Origin of the sequence: Nonomuraea sp. NPDC049684 (assembly GCF_044465345.1) — a bacterium.
Classification (GTDB): Bacteria; Actinomycetota; Actinomycetes; order Streptosporangiales; family Streptosporangiaceae; genus Nonomuraea.
In genome coordinates this window covers 124,526-143,357 of record NZ_JBITLO010000023.1, presented here as the reverse complement: position 1 = coordinate 143,357, position 18,832 = coordinate 124,526, and the positions used below count along the sequence as shown (strand labels likewise).

Sequence of the window (18,832 nt, the reverse complement as noted above, 5' to 3'; positions counted from 1 at the left end):
GCCTAGCTGCAGTGTCTACCGGTAAACTCCAGTTGGCACATGAGAGTATTCGGCGCCTGCGCCACCAGTCAAACCCACCTAACGAATCGGGAATACATGATCACCGTGTACAGCGCTCCCTGGTGCGGTCACTGCCACCGGCTGAAGGCGCAGCTCTCCCGCGCCGGCATCCCGTACACCGAGATCGACGTGGACGAGACCCCCGGCGTCGTCGACCACATCGCCGAGCTCAACGGCGGCTCCTGGCTCATCCCCACGGTCGTCTTCCCCGACGGCTCCGCCCTGGTCAACCCCGGCGTGGAGGAGGTGCGGGCGCGGCTCAGCGCATCCTGAGCGCCAGCATGAAGTCGACCCGCTCGTCCCAGGAGTTGAGCGACCTGCCGGTCAGCTCCTCGATCCGGCGCAGCCGGTAGCGCAGCGTGTTGACGTGCACGTGCAGGCGCTCGGCCGTGGCCGCCCACGAGCCCGACTCCTCCAGGTACGCCTGCAACGTCTCCAGCAGGTCCGTCTGGTTGGCCGCGTCGTACGACTCCAGCCGCCCCAGCAGCCGCGACCGGAACGCCCGCCGCAACTCCCCCGGGATGGCGGCCAGCAGCGTGCGGTGGGAGCTGACGTCGTCGCCGGTGATCACGCTGACCCGGTCGCCGCTCAGCCCGGCCAGCGTGAGCGCGTGCCTGGCCTCCTCGATCAGGCTGCTCAGCGCCGCCGGGCCGGTCGTCACGCTGCTCACCCCGAGCGTGATGCGGCCCTGGCCGAGCCCCGCCTCCAGCGTCCGCGCGCCCCTGAGCACGTGGGCCGTCAGCTCGTCGGCCGTGTTGCCCGCCAGCGGGACGAGCGCGACCGCCTCGGCGGGGCCGGTGGCGGTGACGATGCCGGGCGCCAGCGGCCGCAGCAGCTCGTCCAGGACGGGCACGGCGACCTCGTCGCCGCCGCCGTCGAGCCGCGCCGACAGGGCGACGGCCAGCAGGCCGTGCTCGGTCTCCACGTGCAGCGTGTGCAGCCGCGAGACCACGCCGGGCAGCGCCGCGTCGCCCGACTCCAGCAGCGTCAGGAGCTGGTCGAGCACCCGCCGCTCGATGCGCTGGGCCGCCTCCAGCCGCGAGCGCTCCAGCGCCACCAGCGCGGCCAGCTCGACGATCAGGTCCTCGTTCTCGCCCTGCACCTGCTCCCCCGCGTACGCCAGGAACCAGTTGGCGATGCGGTGCGGCGCCCCCTTGCTGACCGGGAACACCGACAGCGCCGTGCCGTCCTCCTGCGTCGCCATCCCCGGCAGGAAACGCGCGGTCAGGAACGTGTGCGCCAGCCGCAGCCGGGCCGCGGCCTCCAGCGGCTGGGAGCCGACGACCACCCGGCCCGTGGGCGAGAGCACCCAGCAGGGCACGTCCAGTTCGCCCGCCACCGCCGTGACCAGCTTGGTGAGGCTGCCGCCGTCGACCAGGGTGCTGGCCAGCCGCCTGCGGGCGGCGTACGCGGGCCGCGGCGGCGTGCCCAGCTCGGCGATCAGGGCCCGCAGCACGTGCTCGGTGACCTGGCTGAACGGCACGTCCACCGGCAGGGTGAGCAGCGGCAGCCCGGCCTCGGCGCAGGCGTCGATCAGGTCGGCCGGCGGCACCTTGAGCGCGGTGCCGGCCACCAGCGCCGCCACGTCCCCGAGCCTGGCGACGAAGTCGCGCGAGGAGGCCGGGCCGGTGTGCCAGGTCAGCTCGGTGAGCACCAGCTCGCCCGCCTTGACGAACATGGCCGGGTCGGGCAGGTCGGTCGTGGCGACGCCGCGGACCCGCCGGTCGAGCAGGTCGTGCCCGGTCAGCACCTTCAGGGCGAGCTGGCCGGCCTGGAGGAGGTCCCTCAGCCGCATGGCCAGCCTTCCCGGCGCCAGGCCGCGTCCCAGAACATCCACTCGTAGCGGGCCGTGGTGAGCGCGCGGTCGAGCAGCCGCAGCCGCTCCTCGCCGGCCGGCGCCAGCCCGTCGAGCAGGTCGAGCACCCCGGCCACGGTCTCCTGGTAGCCCTCGCCGCCGTAGGTGTCGATCCACCAGGCGTACAGCGGGTCGGGCGAGGAACGGCCGAGCAGGGTCTCGCCGACCCTGGCGTAGATCCAGTAGCAGGGCACGATCGCGCCCAGCGCCTCCGGGAAGGTGCCCAGCGAGCACGTGCGCACCAGGTACGACGTGTACCCGACCGTCGTGGGCCCGGCGGGCGTCCTGCGCGCGTCGGCCTCGTCCAGCCCGAACGCGGCCAGCAGCTCCACCACCAGGCTGTGCTCCACCTCGACGGTCATGGCGGCGTCGCGGGCGAAACGCTGCACGCCGGACGGCTCCGGCGACCGCGCCGCGCACGCCGCCAGCGCCCTGGCGTAGTCGGGCAGGAAGTGCGCCTCCTGCACCACGTAGTGCCGGAACGCCTCCCGCGGCAGGGATCCGTCGGTCAGCCCCGACAGGAACGGGTGGGCCAGGATCTGGTCGTACACACCGCCGACGACCTGCCACAACTCATCACGAAACCGGCTCACCCGCCCAGGCTATCGGCGCATCACGACCCGCGGCGCCACCTCGATGCCCAGCTCGCGCTCGTGTTCCACCAGCGCGCGCAGCTCCGGCCCCCACTCGGCCTCGGGCAGCACCGCGAAGCCGTGCCGCTCGTACCAGGGGGCGTTCCAGGGCACGTCGCGGAACGTCGTCAGCGTGACCGCCGGCGCCCCGACCGCCCGCGCGTGGTCGGCCACCGCCTCCACCAGCCGCCCGCCGATGCCCTGCCGCATGTGGTCGGGGTGCACCGCGAGCTGGTCGAGGTGCAGGTTGCCGTCGACCCGGCCGACGATCGCGAACCCGGCCGGCGGGTCGCCCTCGACCAGCACCGAGGTCGCGTCCGTCACGTCCTCGACCATGGTCGTGCCCGGCGGGAAGACTATGCCGGCCTGCTCGAACAGCTTGTCGGCGGCCAGTTCCACGGAGATCAGCCCAGCCAGCTCGCCGGGGTCGGCCCATCGCACCATGACGACACGGTCTCATGTTTCGGGCGGACCACGCCGCTGGTATTAGTGTTGATGATCGTAGGCCCGGCTGTGCGGAGCCGGGACCCTCTCCTCACGACGTGCCCATGACCCCAGTCACATGCGGTCATGGGCACGTCGTGCAGCGGTCACAGGTCGAGCAGGGGCTCCAGGCCCACGGTGAGGCCGGGCAGCTCGCGCACCCGGCGCACGCCCAGCAGCACGCCCGGCGTGAACGCCGACCTGCTCATCGTGTCGTGCCGGATGGTGAGGATCTCGCCGTCGCCGCCGAGCAGCACCTCCTGGTGGGCGATCAGCCCGGACAGGCGCACCGCGTGCACGCGCACCCCGCCGACGTCGGCGCCGCGGGCGCCGTCGAGGGCGGTGCTGGTGGCGTCGGGCATCCCGCCGAGCCCGGCCTTGCCGCGCGCCTCGGCCACCAGCTCGGCGGTACGCCGGGCGGTGCCCGAAGGGGCGTCGGCCTTGTTCGGGTGGTGCAGCTCGATGATCTCGACGGACTCGAAGTGGCGGGCCGCCTGCTGCGCGAAGTGCATCATGAGCACGGCCGCGATGCCGAAGTTGGGGGCGATCAGGCAGTTGACGCCCGGCGAACGCTCCAGCCACCCGCGCACGGTCTCCAGCCGGCCGGCGTCGAAGCCCGTGGTGCCCACCACCGGGTGCACGCCGTGGGCGATGGCCCATTCCAGGTTGCCCATGACCACGTCGGGATGGGTGAAGTCGACCACCACCTCGGCGCCTTCGAGCCCCTCGACGGGATCGTCCTTGTCGAGCGCGGCGACCAGCTCCAGGTCGTCCGCCGCCTCGACCGCCTTGCACACCTCGACGCCCACGCGACCACGCGCGCCCAGCACACCAACCCTGATCACGCCCCCAACCCTATTACGCCCGCCACCCCCTCCCAAGCACCCCCCGGAAGCGGGAAGGGGGAGAGCGGAATCCCGCTCTCCCCCTTCGAAACGACCCCGGCCGGGGCGGACCCGGCGTCAGGCGATGGCCTCCGAGAAGTCCTTGTCCCCGTACGGCCCGATGACGGCCAGCGTGAGCGGCCGGTTCAGGACGTCACGGGCGACCTCCGCGATCTCGTCAGGGGTGACCGCCTCGATCCGCGCCAGCACCTCGTCGACCGACATCAGCTCGTCGTAGACCAGCTCGTTCTTCCCGATCCGCGACATGCGCGACCCGGTGTCCTCCAGCCCGAGCACGAGCCCGCCACGCATCTGCCCCTTGCCGCGCATGATCTCGTCGGCGGTGATCCCTTCGGCCACCACCCGGGAGACCTCGTCCCGGCAGATCTTGAGCACGTCGTCGATCTTCGAGGGCAGGCAGCCCACGTAGATGCCGAACTGCCCGGTGTCGGCGTAGGCCGAGGTGTAGCTGTAGGCGGAGTAGGCCAGCCCGCGCTTCTCCCTGATCTCCTGGAAGAGCCGGGAGGACATGCCGCCGCCCAGCGCGGCGTTGAGCACGCCGAGCGCGAACCTGCGGTCGTCGGTGCGGGACATGCCGGTCGTGCCGAGCACCAGGTTGGCCTGCTCGGTCGGCCGGTCCAGCACCCTGACCCCGGAACGGGTCTCGGCGCCCGGCCCGCTGGTGCGCGGCGGGGCGAACTCGTAGGGGCCCTCCAGCGCGCCCGCCCGCTCGTACGCGCGGGCGACCAGCTCGACGACCTCCTCGTGCCGCACGTTCCCCGCCACCGACACCACCGTCGTACGCGGCCGGTAGTACCGGTGGTAGTACTCGGCGATGCGCTCGCGGCCCAGGGCGTTGATCGACTCGACCGTGCCCAGGATGGGCCGGCCGATCGGCGAGTCGCCGTAGAGCGCGGCGGCGAACTGCTCGTGCACCACGTCGGACGGGTCGTCGTCGTGCATGGCGATCTCTTCCAGGATCACCCCGCGCTCGGACTCGACGTCCTCCTCGGTGATCAGCGAGCCGGTCACCACGTCGGCGAGCACGTCGACCGCCACGGGCAGGTCCTCGTCGAGGACCCGCGCGTAGTAGCAGGTGTACTCCTTGGCGGTGAAGGCGTTGATCTCGCCGCCGATGCCCTCGATGGAGGCCGAGATCTCCATCGCGTCCCGCGTGGGCGTGCCCTTGAACAGCAGGTGTTCCAGGAAGTGGGTGGCCCCCATGTGCTCGGGGGCCTCGTCACGCGAGCCGATGCCGACCCACATGCCGACCGCGACGCTACGCACGGTCGGCATGGTCTCGGTCACCACACGGAGCCCGCCCGGCAGGACGGTGCGCCTGACGACCCCGGCTCCGTCCTTGCCGGGGTGCAGCGTGGTGGTCATCACGAGGCCTCCTGCTTCGGGGGTGCCGAGAACTGTGGTTGCCCGGTCACGAGTTGCGGTCGTCGCCCTCGTTGGGGCGGCTGGTGCGCACGCGGGTCCGGGTGCGGCGCGGCCGCTCCGGCTTGTCCTCGGCGGCGGCGGCGGAGTCGGCCTCGGGCGCGGGAGCCTCGCCGTCCTCGGCGCCGGCCGCGGCCTTGGCCTCCTTCTCGGCGGCCTCCTTCTCGATGACCTCGACGGGCACGAGGGAGAGCTTGCCCCGGCCGTCGATCTCGGCGATCTCGACCTGGATCTTCTCGCCGACGCCCATGACGTCCTCGACGTTCTCGATGCGCTTGCCGCCGTGCAGCTTGCGGATCTGGGAGACGTGCAGCAGGCCGTCCTTGCCGGGCATGAGCGAGATGAACGCGCCGAAGGCCGCGATCTTGACGACCGTGCCCAGGTAACGCTCGCCGACCTCGGGCATGTGCGGGTTCGCGATGCCGTTGATCGCCGAACGGGCCGCCTCGGCGGAGGGCCCGTCGGTGGCGCCGATGTAGATCGTGCCGTCGTCCTCGATGGTGATCTCGGCGCCCGTGTCGTCCTGGATCTGGTTGATCATCTTGCCCTTCGGGCCGATGACCTCGCCGATCTTGTCGACCGGGACCTTGATCGTGATGATGCGCGGCGCGGTCGGGTTCATCTCCGCCGGGGAGTCGATCGCCTCCTGCATCACGTCGAGGATCGCCAGGCGGGCGCCCTTGGCCTGCTTCAGCGCGGCGGCCAGCACGGAGGCGGGGATGCCGTCGAGCTTGGTGTCGAGCTGCAGGGCGGTGATGACGTCCTTGGTGCCGGCGACCTTGAAGTCCATGTCGCCCATGGCGTCCTCGGCGCCGAGGATGTCGGTCAGCGTGACGTAGCTGCCGCCCTCGCTGATCAGGCCCATCGCGATGCCGGCGACCATCTCCCTGAGCGGCACGCCGGCGTCCAGCAGCGCCATCGTGGACGCGCAGACCGAGCCCATCGAGGTGGAGCCGTTGGAGCCGAGGGCCTCGGAGACCTGGCGGATGGCGTACGGGAACTCCTCGCGCGAGGGCAGCACCGGGATGAGCGCCCGCTCGGCCAGCGCGCCGTGACCGATCTCGCGGCGCTTGGGCGAGCCCACGCGGCCCGTCTCACCGGTGGAGTACGGCGGGAAGTTGTAGTTGTGCATGTAGCGCTTGGTCCGCTCGGGGTTGAGCGTGTCGATGTTCTGCTCCATGCGCAGCATGTTCAGCGTGGTGATGCCCAGGATCTGGGTCTCGCCGCGCTCGAACAGGGCCGAGCCGTGCACCCGGGGCACCACGTGGACCTCGGCCGACAGGGCGCGGATGTCCTTGGTGCCGCGGCCGTCGATGCGGACGCCCTCCTTGACGACCCGCTCGCGCATGAGCTTCTTCATCACCGAGCGGAAGGCGGCGGAGATCTCCTTCTCGCGCCCCTCGAACTCGGGCAGCAGCCGCTCGGCGGCCAGCGCCTTGACCTTGTCGAGCTCGGTCTCGCGCTCCTGCTTGCCGGCGATGGTCAGCGCGGCGGCCAGCTCGGTCTTGATCGCGGCCTCGACCGCGTTGTAGACGTCGTCCTGGTAGTCGAGGAAGACCGGGTACTCGGCGGTCTCCTTGGCGGCGACCTGCGCGATGCGGGACTGCGCCTCGCACAGCACCTTGATGAACGGCTTGGCGGCCTCAAGGCCCTGCGCGACGGTCTCCTCGGTCGGCGCGACCGCGCCGTCGGCGACCAGCTTGAGCGTGTCCTTGGTGGACTCGGCCTCGACCATCATGATCGCGACGTCGCCGTCGTCGAGCAGGCGGCCCGCCACGACCATGTCGAACGTGGCCCGCTCCAGCTCGGGGTGCGTCGGGAAGGCCACCCACTGGCCCTCGATCAGCGCGACCCGCACGCCGCCGATCGGGCCGGAGAACGGCAGCCCGGCGAGCTGCGTGGACAGCGAGGCGGCGTTGATGGCGACCACGTCGTACAGGTGCTCGGGGTTGAGCGCCATGACCGTGGCGACGACCTGGATCTCGTTGCGCAGGCCCTTGACGAACGACGGGCGCAGCGGCCGGTCGATCAGGCGGCAGGTCAGGATCGCGTCCTCGGACGGACGGCCCTCACGGCGGAAGAACGAGCCGGGGATGCGGCCCGCGGCGTACATGCGCTCCTCGACGTCGACCGTGAGCGGGAAGAAGTCGAAGTTCTCCTTGGGAGCCTTGGACGCGGTGGTGGCTGAGAGCACCATCGTGTCGTTGTCGAGATAGGCGACGGCGGAACCCGCCGCCTGGCGCGCGAGCCGGCCGGTCTCGAACCGGACCGTGCGCGTGCCGAAAGAGCCGTTGTCAATGACGGCTTCAGCGGTGTGGACACCCTCCACGGGGGACCTCCTTGTGGTCGGTCACCCGCGCCCTCTTTTCTCACCGGCACCCTCGTGCCTATGAAGGGACCCGCTCGTCAGGGCGCCGCCCATCCGTCGTGCCCGGTGGCACGGTGGCGGCGATCCGTCAGCGTGTCCCCCATAGAAGGTGCAGCGCCGGTCTTCGATCGAAGCGCCCGGTCATTCTTACCGGAAGCCACTACCGAGGACCGGCCCGCAGGCGTCGCGGGTCGCATGGTGCTGAATCGGACGCGGGGGCTGTGTGTCTCGGATATTCAGTTGTACGCCGACGGCGCGGCGGTTCGCCGCCACGACGCGCCGGTCGTGTGTGCTCCTACCCACATGGGCGGAGCCATATGAGAAGGGAGCGGCGTCCGACGCCGCTCCCTTTCATGTTATCGGCGCAGACCGAGTCGCTCGATGAGCGAACGGTAACGCTGGATGTCGACCTTCTGCAGGTACTTCAGCAGACGACGCCGGCGACCGACGAGCAGAAGCAGGCCACGACGGCTGTGGTGGTCGTGCTTGTGCGTCTTCAGGTGCTCGGTGAGCTCGCTGATGCGCTTGCTGAGCAGCGCGATCTGCACCTCGGGCGAACCGGTGTCGCCTTCGGCCGTCGCGTACTCACTGATGATGGTCTTCTTGGCAGCGGTGTCGAGGGACACGGCTCTCCTTCGATCTACGGACACGCGCGAATGAGATGACAGTGCGAACGACCGTGCGTGCCTACAGTCGCCGCGTGAAGGCCGTCATGGGCAGCGCAGCAGCGCCACCGTTACAGAGCCGACATGCAAGGTTACCATCGGAGTCAAGTGTTTCGCGCCCGCGAACGTTCCGCGCCCGCCGCGACCGGTGTCACGACGTGATGCGGCGGGCGGCGTCGACGTCGGCGTGGATCTGGTCGATCAGCGCCTCGATCGACTCGAACCGGGTGTTGCCCCTCAGCCGGGCGGCGAACTCCACCGCCACGTGCACCCCGTAGAGCTCCAGGTCGTCGCGGTCGAGCGCGTACGCCTCCACGGTACGCGGCACGCCCTCGAACGTCGGGTTCGTGCCCACCGAGATCGCCGCCGGCCACCGCTCGCCCTCGTACGGCGCGGGCAGGTTGGCCACCGGGACGCACTCCAGCCATCCGGCGTAGACCCCATCGGCCGGGATGGCCGTCTGCTGCGGGGTCTCGACGTTGGCGGTCGGGAAGCCGAGCTGCCGCCCGCGCTGGTAGCCGCGCACCACCACGCCCTCCACCCGATGGGGACGGCCCAGCTCGGCCGCGGCCCCCTCGACGTCACCGGCGACGATCAGCTCGCGCGCGGAGGTCGAGGAGACGCCGTCGAGCAGGGGCACCACCTCGACCTCGAAGTCGTACTTGTCGCCCAGCGTGCGCAGCGTCCCGGCGTCGCCGACGGCGTGGTGCCCGAACGTGAAGTCCGCCCCGACCACGACCACCGCCGCCCCGAGGCGCTCGCTCAGCACGCTCTGGGCGAAGTCGTCAGGGCTCGTCCTGGACAGGTCGAGGGTGAACTCCATCACCTCGACGTCGTCGATGCCCAGCCCGGCCAGCAGCTCGGCGCGGCGCTTGAGCGTGGTCAGCCGCGCCCGCCGGGTGCCCGGCCGCACCACCTCGTCGGGATGCGGCTCGAACGTCACCGCCACGCTGCGCGTCCCCCGCTCGCGGGCCAGCTCGACCGTCCGCTCGATCACTCTGCGATGCCCGCGATGGACCCCGTCGTACACGCCGATGGTCACCACAGACCCTCTCGAACCCCGCACGCTAGGCCCCATTCGTTCGTGGCAGATCAATCCGACACAAGCCTGCCATGCACCTCCCGCTCACCTCCAATCGAGGGGCGGAGCGCGGTATTCCCGCAAGTAGGATGAGCCATCATGCCTCGATACGCGCTCCTGATCCTGCCCGCCTTCAACCGGGTCTACGGCGAGAGCTCCCCACGCCTGACCAGGGGCGAGCTGGCCGTCTTCAGCGACCACGCCATCGAGAACACCGTGCTGGACAGCGCGGAGACCACCATCGGCGGCGTCCCGTACATCACGTTCGAGACCGCCGAGCCGCTCTCCGAGCCCGACGTCGCGCTGCTGTCCAACCTGTCCTCCGTCTACGCGGTCTTCGGCGTCGAGGGCGAGCTGCTGCGCCCGCTGGCCATGCGCCCCCTCGACCGGCTGAGCAGCGACCTGCTGACCATCCAGAAATACGCCGGCAAGACCAACGAGCACTTCACCAAGCTGCTGCTCAACGTCACCGTGCTCGCCTGCGACCGGCCCATGTCCGGCAGGTTGTCGGTGTTCGACCCGATGTGCGGCCGCGGCACCACCCTCAACCAGGCCCTCATGTACGGCTACGACGCCTACGGCCTCGACGTCGACGGCAAGGACTTCGAGGCGTACACGACGTTCATCAAGACCTGGCTGCGCAACAAGCGGCTCAAGCACACCGCCGAGACCGTGCCGGTGCGGCGGGCGCGGGCACTGGTGGGGCGGCGGCTCAACGTCACGTTCGGGCTGTCGAAGGAGGCCGTCAAGGCCGGCGACGTGCAGCAGCTCGCCGTGGTCAACGCCGACACGCTCAAGAGCCGCGAGTTCTTCAAGCCCCGCACGTTCGACGTCGTCGTGACCGACGCCCCCTACGGCGTCCAGCACGGCAGCAAGGGCGGCGGCGGCCTGTCCCGCAGCCCGCTGGAGCTGCTGAGGCAGGCCGTGCCGGTCTGGGCCGAGCTGCTGCGTCCCGGCGGCGCGATGGGCATCTCCTGGAACACCTACGGCGGCAAGAGCGCCGAGCTGGCCGCGATCCTCACCGGCGCGGGCCTGGAGGTCATGGACTACCCCGACTTCGAGCACTGGGTCGACCAGGCGATCGTCCGCGACATCCTGGTCGCCCGCAAACCCGCCTGACGGAAGAAGGCCGCGGCTCAGCCTGCGAACACGGCCAGGGGCTTGGCGATCCGGCCGTGCTCCTCCACCAGCGCCAGCAGTTCACCCTCCGGCCCGAACACGCCGATCGGCCCGGCGCCGAGCCCGGCCGCGGGCAGCCGGCCGCCGTGGCCGATCACGCGCGCCTCCTCGGCGGTCACGTCCCGGCGCGGGAACGCCGCCGACACCGCCTCGCCGATGGGCAGCACCACGCACTGCTCGGCGAGCTGGTCGATGCTGCGGGCCAGCGACAGGTCATAGGGGCCGACCCGGGTCCGGCGCAGGCTCGTCAGGTGGCCGCCGACGCCGAGCGCGGCACCCAGGTCGCGGGCCAGCGCCCGGATGTAGGTGCCGCTGGAGCAGGTGACGACCGCGTCGACGTCCACGACGTCGCCTGAGGCCCTGATGTCGAGCACGTCGAAGCCGTACACGGTCACGGGCCGGGCCGCGAGCGCGACCTCCTCGCCCGCACGGGCCATCTTGTACGCCCGCTGCCCGTTGACCTTGATGGCGCTGACCTGCGGCGGAACCTGCATGATGGCCCCGGTGAGCGCCTCGACGCCCTTGTGCACCTCGGCCGCCCCCACCTCAGCCGCCGACGCCGTGGCCACGGTCTCGCCCTCGGCGTCGTCGGTGTTGGTGGACACGCCCAGCCGGATCGTGGCCTCGTAGACCTTCTCGGTCAGCGCCAGGTGCCCGAGCAGCCGGGTCGCCTTCTCCACCCCGATCACCAGCACGCCCGTGGCCATCGGGTCGAGCGTGCCGGCGTGCCCGACGCGACGGGTGCCCGCGATGCGCCGCATCTTGGCCACCACGTCGTGCGAGGTCCACTCGCCCGGCTTGTCGACGATGATCAGACCGCTCTCGGCCATCCAGCCTTCCCCAGCTCTCGTCTGAACTTGGCCATGGTCTCCTCCACGCTGTCGTAGGAGGTGAACCCGGCCGCGTTGTGATGCCCGCCGCCGCCCAGCGCGGCGCACACGGCCGCCACGTCGACCGCGCCCTTGGACCTGGTCGACACCTGCCAGTCGCCGTGGTCGTCCTCCTTGAGCACGACCGCGACCTCGGCCTCGTCGGTACGGCGGACGATGTCGATCATGCCCTCGATCTCCGAGTACGGCAGCCCGTACGCGGCCCGGTCGACCCGCGGCACGTACGTCCAGACCATCGAGCCCTCCAGCTGCACCCGGTCGAGCGCCCTGGCCAGCACCTTGAGGTAGCCGAACGGCGAGCGGTCCCACAGCTCGCGGGCGATCTCGTCGGTGTGCAGGCCGGTGGCCACCAGCCGGGACGCCATCCGGTGCACGGCCGGCGTGGTGGAGGCGTAGCGGAAGGAGCCCGTGTCGGTCACCAGCCCGGTGTACAGGCAGGTGGCGATGTCCCGGTCGAGGCTGCCGCCGAGCCGGTAGATGAGCTGCTCGGCCAGCATGGCCGTGGCCGCCGCCCGCGGGTCGATGAGGCTGTGCGTGCCGAACCCGGCGTTGGACGGGTGATGGTCGATCACGATGACCTCCTCCGCCCTGGCCGCGTTGGGGCTGAGCAGGCCCAGCCGCTCGAACGTGGAGGAGTCGAAGGTGATCATCAAAGCCGGGGCCTCGGGATAGTCGGCCGGCGGGCACAACATCTCCTGCCCCGGCAGGAACCGCAGGATCCGCGGGACCGCGAAGTACTGGTCGCCGAAGGAGGCCACGACCCGCTTGCCGATCGAGCGCAGCACGTAACCGACGGCCAGCATCGAGCCGAGCGCGTCGCCGTCGGGTGACACGTGACAGGCCAGGGCGACCTCGTCGACCTGGCCGATGAGCTGGACCGCGCGCTCCCAGGCGGCCTCGGGGATGTCCGTGGCCTCCTGGGAGGGCTGCTCGGCTCGGGCGCGCACGTGCGACGTCACGCCTGGTCGTCCTCACCCTCATCGGGCTTCTTGTAGGGATCGGCCTCGCCGGCGTAGGCCGCGCCCGCGGCCCGGCGCGCCACCTCGGCGTCCCGCGCCCTGGCGGCGTTGATCAGGTCGTCGAGCTGACGGGCGCTGTCGGGCAGCGGGTCGTGCCGGAACGTCAGCGTCGGGGTGAAGCGCACGCCGGTCTGGCGGCCCACCTCGGCGCGGATGATGCCCTTGGCACTTTCCAGGGCGGCCGCGCTGTCGGACCGCTCGGCGTCGGAGCCGAACACCGTGTAGAACACCGTCGCCTCACGCAGGTCAGCCGTGATGCGCGTGTCGGTCACGGTGACGAAGCCCAGGCGCGGGTCCTTGATCCGGCGCTCCAGCATCTCGGCGACGATCTGCTGGATGCGGTCGGCGAGCTTGCGCGCTCGTGCGGCATCCACCATGTTCGCTCCCCCTCACGCACGACCTGGCCGTGCTGTCGTTCAATCTTCGTCGTTGTAGAGCCGCTGCCTGGCTGACAGCAACTCGATCTCAGGGCGGAAGGCCACCATCCGCTCGCAGGCGTCCATCACCTCTTTGCAGTTACCCGCGGAGGCGGAGATCACCGCGACGCCCACCTCGCACCTGCGATGCAGGTCAAGATGACCGGTCTCGGCCACCGCGATGGACGGGTAACGTCGCTGCAGCTCGGCGATCAGAGGCCGGACGACAGAGCGCTTCTGCTTCAGCGAACGCACGTCGCCGAGCAGGATGTCCAGGGTCAGAGCACCCACATACATCGTGTGAAACCACCGCTTGGCCTGGTGGGGTGGAAGCACGCCCGGCCCGCTGCGGTGGGAAGGGGGCCCGGGCGTGCGAGAGGCGGGGGGGGGGGGGGGGGGGGCGGGGGGGGGGGGCGGGGGGGGGGCCCCCGGGCGCCCCCCGCCCCCCCCCCCCCCCCCGGGGGGGGGGCGGGGGGGGGGGGTGGGGGGGGGGGCGGCGCGGGGGGGGGGGGGGGCCGGCCCCCGCCCCCCCCCCCCCCCCCCCCCCCCCCCCCCCCCCCCCCCCCCCGGCCGCGGGTCAGACCCGCGGCTTCTCCCGCATCTCGAACGTCTCGATCGTGTCGTCGATCCGGATGTCGTTGTAACCGACACCGATGCCGCACTCGAAGCCCTCGCGGACCTCGGTCGCGTCATCCTTGAAGCGACGCAGGGAGGAGACGGTCAGGTTGTCGGCGATGACGACGCCATCGCGGATCACCCTGGCCTTGCTGTTGCGGACGATCGTGCCGGAGCGGACCAGCGAACCGGCGACGTTGCCGATCTTCGGCACCTTGAAGACCTCGCGGACTTCTGCGGTGCCCATCTGGACCTCTTCGAACTCGGGCTTGAGCATGCCCTTGAGCGCCGCCTCGATCTCCTCGATCGCCTGGTAGATGACCGAGTAGTAGCGGATGTCGACGCCCTCGCGCTCGGCCAGGTCGCGCGCCCGAGGCTCGGGGCGGACGTTGAAGCCGATGATGACCGCGTTGTCGTCGGCGACGGCCAGGTTGACGTCGTACTCGGTGATGGCGCCGACCGCGCGGTGCAGGACACGGAGCCTGACCTCGTCGCCGACGTCGATCTTGAGCAGGGCGTCTTCCAGGGCCTCCACCGAACCGGACACGTCACCCTTGATGATGAGCTTGAGCTCGTCGACGCGACCCTTCTCAAGGTCGCTGAACAGCTCTTCGAGGGTGCGGCGACGGCTCGACTTCGCCATGTCGGCGCTGCGCTTGCGCGCCGCGCGCTGCTGGGCGATCTGGCGGGCCATCCGGTCGTCGGTGACGACGATGAAGTTGTCACCGGCGCTCGGCACGGCCGTCAGACCCATGACCAGGACCGGACGGGACGGCGTGGCCTCCTCGACCGGGTCGCCGTTGTCGTCGAGCATCGCGCGGACGCGGCCGAAGGCCTCGCCACACACGATCGAGTCGCCCACGCGCAGCGTGCCGCGCTGGACCAGGACGGTCGCGACGGGGCCGCGGCCCTTGTCGAGGTGCGCCTCGATCGCGATGCCCTGGGCGTCCATCGTCGGGTTGGCCCGCAGGTCGAGCTCGGCGTCGGCGGTGAGCAGGATCGCCTCGAGGAGGTTGTCGATGCCCGTGCCGTTCTTCGCCGAGATGTCGACGAACAGGGTCGAGCCGCCGTACTCCTCGGCGACCAGGCCGTACTCGGTGAGCTGGGCGCGGACCTTGTTGGGGTCGGCACCCTCCTTGTCGACCTTGTTCACCGCGACCACGACCGGCACGTCGGCCGCCTGGGCGTGGTTGAGCGCCTCGATCGTCTGCGGCTTCACACCGTCGTCGGCCGCGACCACCAGCACCGCGATGTCGGTGGACTTGGCGCCTCGGGCACGCATGGCGGTGAACGCCTCGTGACCCGGGGTGTCGATGAAGGTGACCTTCCGGTCTTCGCCCTCATGCGTCGTGGCGACCTGGTAGGCACCGATGTGCTGGGTGATGCCACCGGCCTCGCGCGCCACCACGTTGGTCTTGCGGATGGCGTCGAGCAGCTTGGTCTTACCGTGGTCGACGTGACCCATGACGGTCACGACCGGCGGACGCGCGGCGAGGTCGCCCTCGTCGCCCTCGTCCTCGCCGAACTCGATGTCGAAGGCCTCGAGAAGCTCGCGGTCCTCCTCCTCCGGGCTGACGACCTGGATGTTGTAGTCGAGCTCCGCGCCGAGGAGCTGCAACGTCTCCTCGTTGACCGACTGGGTCGCGGTCACCATCTCGCCGAGGTGCAGCATGATCTGCACGAGCGAGGCGGGGTTCGCGCCGATGCGGTCGGCGAAGTCGGACAGCGACGCGCCGCGCGGCAGGCGGATCGTCGCGCCGTTGCCGCGAGCGACCTGCACACCGCCGATCGCCGGCGCCGACATGTTGTCGAACTCCTGGCGCCTCTGACGCTTGCTCTTACGACCACGCGCGGGACGGCCGCCGGGACGCCCGAACGCGCCCGCCGTGCCACCGCCGCGACCACGGCCGCCGCCACCGGGACGACCGCCGAAGCCACCGCCGCCGCCACCGGGACCACCGGTGCCGGTACGGGGACCGGCGCCGCCGCCACCGGGACGACCGGCGAAGCCGCCGCCGCCACCGGGACGACCGCCGCCACCGCCGGGACGGCCACCGCCGCCACCGCCGCCGGGACGACCGCCACCGCCGCCGCCACCGGGACGCGGGCCACCGCCCGGACCGGCAGGACGACCCTGCGGCATCATCATCGGGTTGGGACGCGGCCCACCGGGACGCGGACCACCGGCGCCGGGACCCGGACGCGGACCGGCCGCACCGGGCGGACCGGGACGCGGACCCGCGGGACGCGGACCGGCCTCGCCGCCGCCACCGGGACGCGGCGGACGCGGCATCGCGCCGTCACGCGGCGGACCCTCACGACGCTCGCGCTGGCCGGGGCCACCGCCGTCGCGGTTGCCGCCGGGACGCGGCGGACGCGACTGGCCCATGCCGCTGGCGTTGGACGAGAACGGGTTGTTACCCGGACGCGGGCCACGCGGACCCGGCTTGGGACCGGGACCGGGACGCGGGCCGCCGCCTGCGGGCGCACCCGGACGCGGAGCCTGCTGCTGGCCGCCGCCACCGCCGCCGGAAGGCTGCCCGGGACGGGGCGCCGGACCGGGCTTGGGACCCGGACCCGGACGGGCGGCGGGACCCGGACGCGGCCCCGGAGTCGGACGCGCGGGCGCGCCGGAACCGGCCGCGCTCTCGAAGCGGGCCTGCGGAGCCCCAGAGGTCTCGCCGCGCGCCGCCTCGGGCTGCTGCTGCGGCTGGTGGGGCATCGGCACCGGCGGACGCGGCTGCGCGCCGCCCGCGGGACCCGCGGGGCCGGGACGCGGTCCTGGCCTCGGAGCCGGACCCGGACGCGGAGAAATAGGGGTCGGCGCCTCCGCGGCGCCGTTGCCGGCCTGGTGTTCTGCCGGACGGGGCGCAGCCTTGGGCGGCTGCGGCCTGTTGGACGACGAACCGCCGCCCCTGGAGGGCCCACCCTTCGATGCGCCCAGAGCTTCGGTGAGCCTGCGGACCACCGGCGCCTCGATGGTCGAGGACGCCGATCGGACGAACTCCCCCATCTCTTGGAGCTTGGCCATGACGACCTTGCTCTCTACGCCGAACTCCTTAGCGAGCTCGTATACCCGGACCTTCGCCACTGCACTCCCTTACTCGGCCCGGGAGGCTGGCTGTGCCGTCCGGACCGTCGTTAACTTGACGTCTTCATCGCCGCGTGCTCATCAGGCGCTCATAGCAATCTGACTCCGCCCATCAACTCGGCGTCCTACATGACATTTCGTGATTCCTCCTCCAGGTGTGCCCGCACTCGCGAGACGTCAAGCGGCCCCGGCACGCGGAACGCGCGCGGGAACGCTCGGCGACGCTCGGCAAGCTCCAGACAGCTCAAGGACGGATGCAGCGATGCACCGCGGCCAGAAAGCCGTCCTCGCAGATCAGGGACCAGATGGTCCTCGATCCGCACCAGGCGGAGCAGCTCGGACTTAGCCGTGCGAACCCTGCAGCCCACACAGGTGCGCTGTGGGGCCGCGTGGCCACCATATTCCAGCTTACCGTGTTGACGCATCTACGGAACCGGCGGCATCCTCGGCTTGTGTGTCAGGCCGGATGTCAATACGCCATCCGGTGAGCCTTGCGGCAAGCCGGGCGTTCTGCCCTTCCTTGCCGATGGCCAGCGAAAGCTGGTAGTCGGGGACCGTCACCCGTGCGACCCGTCCTTCGAGATCGAGAACCTCGACATGGGAAACACGGGCCGGCGACAGCGCATTCCCGACGAACTCGCCCGGATCCTCGGACCAGTCGATGATGTCGATCTTCTCGCCGTGCAGCTCGGTCATCACGTTGCGGACGCGCGAGCCCATCGGACCGATGCAGGCGCCCTTGGCGTTGACGCCCGGCTTGCGCGACCGGACCGCGATCTTCGTGCGGTGGCCGGCCTCGCGGGCCACCGCGGCGATCTCCACGGTGCCGTCGGCGATCTCCGGCACCTCCAGCGCGAACAGCTTCTTGACCAGGCCGGGGTGGGTGCGCGACAGCGTCACCGACGGCCCCTTGTGGCCCTTCTTCACCTGCACCACGTAGGCGCGGATGCGCTCGCCGTGCACGTAGTCCTCGCCCGGGACCTGCTCGGCGTGCGGCAGCACGGCCTCGATCTTGCCGAGGTCGACCAGCACCACGCGCGGGTCCTTGCCCTGCTGGATCACGCCCGAGACCAGCTCGCCCTCGCGGCTGGCGAACTCGCCGAAGTTGATCTCGTCCTCGGCGTCGCGGAGCTGCTGCAGGATGACCTGCTTGGCGGTGGTCGCGGCGATCCGGCTGAAGTTACCCGGAGTGTCGTCGAACTCCCTGACGACGTCGCCCTCGTCGTCGAGCTCGGCCGCCCAGATCGTGACGTGGCCGCTGCCGCGGTCGAGCTCGGCGCGCGCCTTGGGCGCCGAGCCCTCGGTGCGGAAGTAGGCGATCAGCAGCGCGTCCTCGATCGCCTTGACGACCAGGTCGAAGGAGATGTCCTTCTCCCGCTCCAGGCTGCGCAGGACGCTCATGTCGATGTCCACGAGGCTTCCCCCTTAGCCTTCGTCGCCGTCGACGTCGTCGGTGTCGTCGATCCGGCGGAACTCCACCTGCACCCGGCCTCGGGTCAGGTCCTGGTAATCGAGCCGGCGCGCGGAGCCGGCGACGTCGAGGTCGACGCCGCTCTCGTCCGCCGCCGTAACGCGGCCCTCCACCACGGTGCCGTCTCTCATCTCGGCCTTCACCAGCCGCTTGGCGGCTCGGCGCCAGTGGCGCGGCTCGGTGAGCGGGCGGTCCACGCCCGGAGAGGAGACCTCAAGGGTGTAGGCGGCCTGCCCCATCACGTCGTCCTCGTCGAGCGCCGTGGAGACGGCCTGGCTCACGTCGGCGATGTCGTCGAGGCTCACGCCGCCGTCGCGATCGACGATCACGCGCAGCAACCGCCTCTTGCCCGCCTGGGTGACCGTGACGTCCTCCAGATCGAGGCCCTCCGCGCCGACCACGGGCTCCAGGAGCTTCATCAGGTGGTCGCGGGGTGATGCGCTGCCCATATCGACCTCCCCTATTGTCATGTCTCAGCCGGGCGGACCTCGCCACTGGCTCTCCGCCGTCTGGCTGCGCAGCCAGCGACGACAGTTGACACCCTATCTGTACGGAGGCACGGAGAGAGCGCCACTCGTCGTGGTCGAGTGGCGGAGCGTCGCCTGACGGCGTTCCCGGGCACCAGCCCGTACGATGCTATCTGCGTCCGCAGTCACCTGGAGCCGTCGCCGTCGGCGCCC

The 18,832-nt window shown here is 71.3% G+C and carries 18 protein-coding genes; 2 read left to right on the top strand and 16 right to left on the bottom strand.

Annotated elements, in window-relative coordinates; genetic code table 11:
• Nucleotides 1-96 precede the first annotated feature (96 nt).
• Complete coding sequence (locus ACIBST_RS45425; protein WP_397179682.1) at nt 97-333, top strand: glutaredoxin domain-containing protein; 237 nt, start codon at nt 97-99, stop codon at nt 331-333.
• Here ACIBST_RS45425 and ACIBST_RS45420 read toward each other — a convergent pair.
• The 8 genes from ACIBST_RS45420 to ACIBST_RS45385 form a co-directional block, all read right to left on the bottom strand.
• The gene (locus ACIBST_RS45420) at nt 320-1,855 is read right to left on the bottom strand and encodes a PucR family transcriptional regulator (RefSeq protein WP_397179681.1); all 1,536 of its coding nucleotides are present in this window, start codon (nt 1,853-1,855) and stop codon (nt 320-322) included. The two genes, ACIBST_RS45425 and ACIBST_RS45420, sit on opposite strands and share 14 nt — an antisense overlap.
• Nucleotides 1,846-2,508, bottom strand: coding sequence for a TenA family protein (locus ACIBST_RS45415; RefSeq protein WP_387682064.1), 663 nt, complete (start codon nt 2,506-2,508; stop codon nt 1,846-1,848). The genes ACIBST_RS45420 and ACIBST_RS45415 overlap by 10 nt, the downstream gene beginning before the upstream one ends.
• 9 nt (nt 2,509-2,517) lie before the next feature.
• The gene (locus ACIBST_RS45410) at nt 2,518-2,991 is read right to left on the bottom strand and encodes a GNAT family N-acetyltransferase (RefSeq protein ID WP_397179680.1); all 474 of its coding nucleotides are present in this window, start codon (nt 2,989-2,991) and stop codon (nt 2,518-2,520) included.
• 146 nt (nt 2,992-3,137) lie between these two features.
• Nucleotides 3,138-3,875: a 4-hydroxy-tetrahydrodipicolinate reductase gene (gene dapB / locus ACIBST_RS45405; protein ID WP_397179679.1), complete on the bottom strand. Its 738-nt coding sequence runs from the start codon at nt 3,873-3,875 to the stop codon at nt 3,138-3,140.
• Nucleotides 3,876-3,992: 117 nt separating this feature from the next.
• Nucleotides 3,993-5,300: a M16 family metallopeptidase gene (locus ACIBST_RS45400; protein WP_397179678.1), complete on the bottom strand. Its 1,308-nt coding sequence runs from the start codon at nt 5,298-5,300 to the stop codon at nt 3,993-3,995.
• Between the two features lie 46 nt (nt 5,301-5,346).
• Nucleotides 5,347-7,686 (bottom strand): polyribonucleotide nucleotidyltransferase, encoded by a 2,340-nt coding sequence (locus ACIBST_RS45395; protein WP_397179677.1) that lies wholly within the window; start codon nt 7,684-7,686, stop codon nt 5,347-5,349.
• 395 nt (nt 7,687-8,081) lie between these two features.
• Complete coding sequence (gene rpsO, locus ACIBST_RS45390) at nt 8,082-8,351, bottom strand: 30S ribosomal protein S15 (protein WP_090945762.1); 270 nt, start codon at nt 8,349-8,351, stop codon at nt 8,082-8,084.
• A gap of 190 nt (nt 8,352-8,541) precedes the next feature.
• Entirely contained in the window at nt 8,542-9,468 is a 927-nt protein-coding gene (locus ACIBST_RS45385; RefSeq protein WP_397179676.1) for a bifunctional riboflavin kinase/FAD synthetase, read from the bottom strand.
• Nucleotides 9,469-9,570: 102 nt separating this feature from the next.
• Here ACIBST_RS45385 and ACIBST_RS45380 point away from each other — a divergent pair, with 102 nt between their 5' ends.
• On the top strand, nt 9,571-10,590 hold the full coding sequence (locus ACIBST_RS45380; RefSeq protein WP_397179675.1) for a TRM11 family SAM-dependent methyltransferase: 1,020 nt from the start codon (nt 9,571-9,573) through the stop codon (nt 10,588-10,590).
• A gap of 17 nt (nt 10,591-10,607) precedes the next feature.
• Here the strand turns inward: ACIBST_RS45380 and truB are convergent, their stop codons facing one another.
• The 8 genes from truB to rimP all read right to left on the bottom strand — a co-directional run bounded on the left by truB (nt 10,608) and on the right by rimP (nt 18,601).
• A complete protein-coding gene (truB, locus tag ACIBST_RS45375) occupies nt 10,608-11,480 on the bottom strand; it encodes a tRNA pseudouridine(55) synthase TruB (protein WP_397179674.1) in 873 nt (290 codons plus the stop codon).
• Nucleotides 11,462-12,499, bottom strand: a complete 1,038-nt coding sequence (locus ACIBST_RS45370) for a bifunctional oligoribonuclease/PAP phosphatase NrnA (RefSeq protein WP_397179673.1) — start codon at nt 12,497-12,499, stop codon at nt 11,462-11,464. The genes truB and ACIBST_RS45370 overlap by 19 nt, the downstream gene beginning before the upstream one ends.
• Complete coding sequence (rbfA, locus tag ACIBST_RS45365) at nt 12,496-12,936, bottom strand: 30S ribosome-binding factor RbfA (protein ID WP_397179672.1); 441 nt, start codon at nt 12,934-12,936, stop codon at nt 12,496-12,498. Before rbfA ends, ACIBST_RS45370 begins: the two co-directional genes overlap by 4 nt.
• 39 nt (nt 12,937-12,975) lie before the next feature.
• Nucleotides 12,976-13,272, bottom strand: a complete 297-nt coding sequence (locus ACIBST_RS45360) for a DUF503 domain-containing protein (protein ID WP_352320823.1) — start codon at nt 13,270-13,272, stop codon at nt 12,976-12,978.
• A 280-nt stretch (nt 13,273-13,552) separates the two neighbouring features.
• Complete coding sequence (gene infB / locus ACIBST_RS45355) at nt 13,553-16,681, bottom strand: translation initiation factor IF-2 (RefSeq protein WP_397179671.1); 3,129 nt, start codon at nt 16,679-16,681, stop codon at nt 13,553-13,555.
• 125 nt (nt 16,682-16,806) lie between these two features.
• Complete coding sequence (locus ACIBST_RS45350; protein ID WP_352365338.1) at nt 16,807-17,106, bottom strand: YlxR family protein; 300 nt, start codon at nt 17,104-17,106, stop codon at nt 16,807-16,809.
• Nucleotides 17,090-18,094, bottom strand: coding sequence for a transcription termination factor NusA (gene nusA / locus ACIBST_RS45345; RefSeq protein ID WP_397179670.1), 1,005 nt, complete (start codon nt 18,092-18,094; stop codon nt 17,090-17,092). Before nusA ends, ACIBST_RS45350 begins: the two co-directional genes overlap by 17 nt.
• A gap of 12 nt (nt 18,095-18,106) precedes the next feature.
• Nucleotides 18,107-18,601, bottom strand: a complete 495-nt coding sequence (gene rimP, locus ACIBST_RS45340; protein WP_397179669.1) for a ribosome maturation factor RimP — start codon at nt 18,599-18,601, stop codon at nt 18,107-18,109.
• Nucleotides 18,602-18,832: the final 231 nt, after the last annotated feature.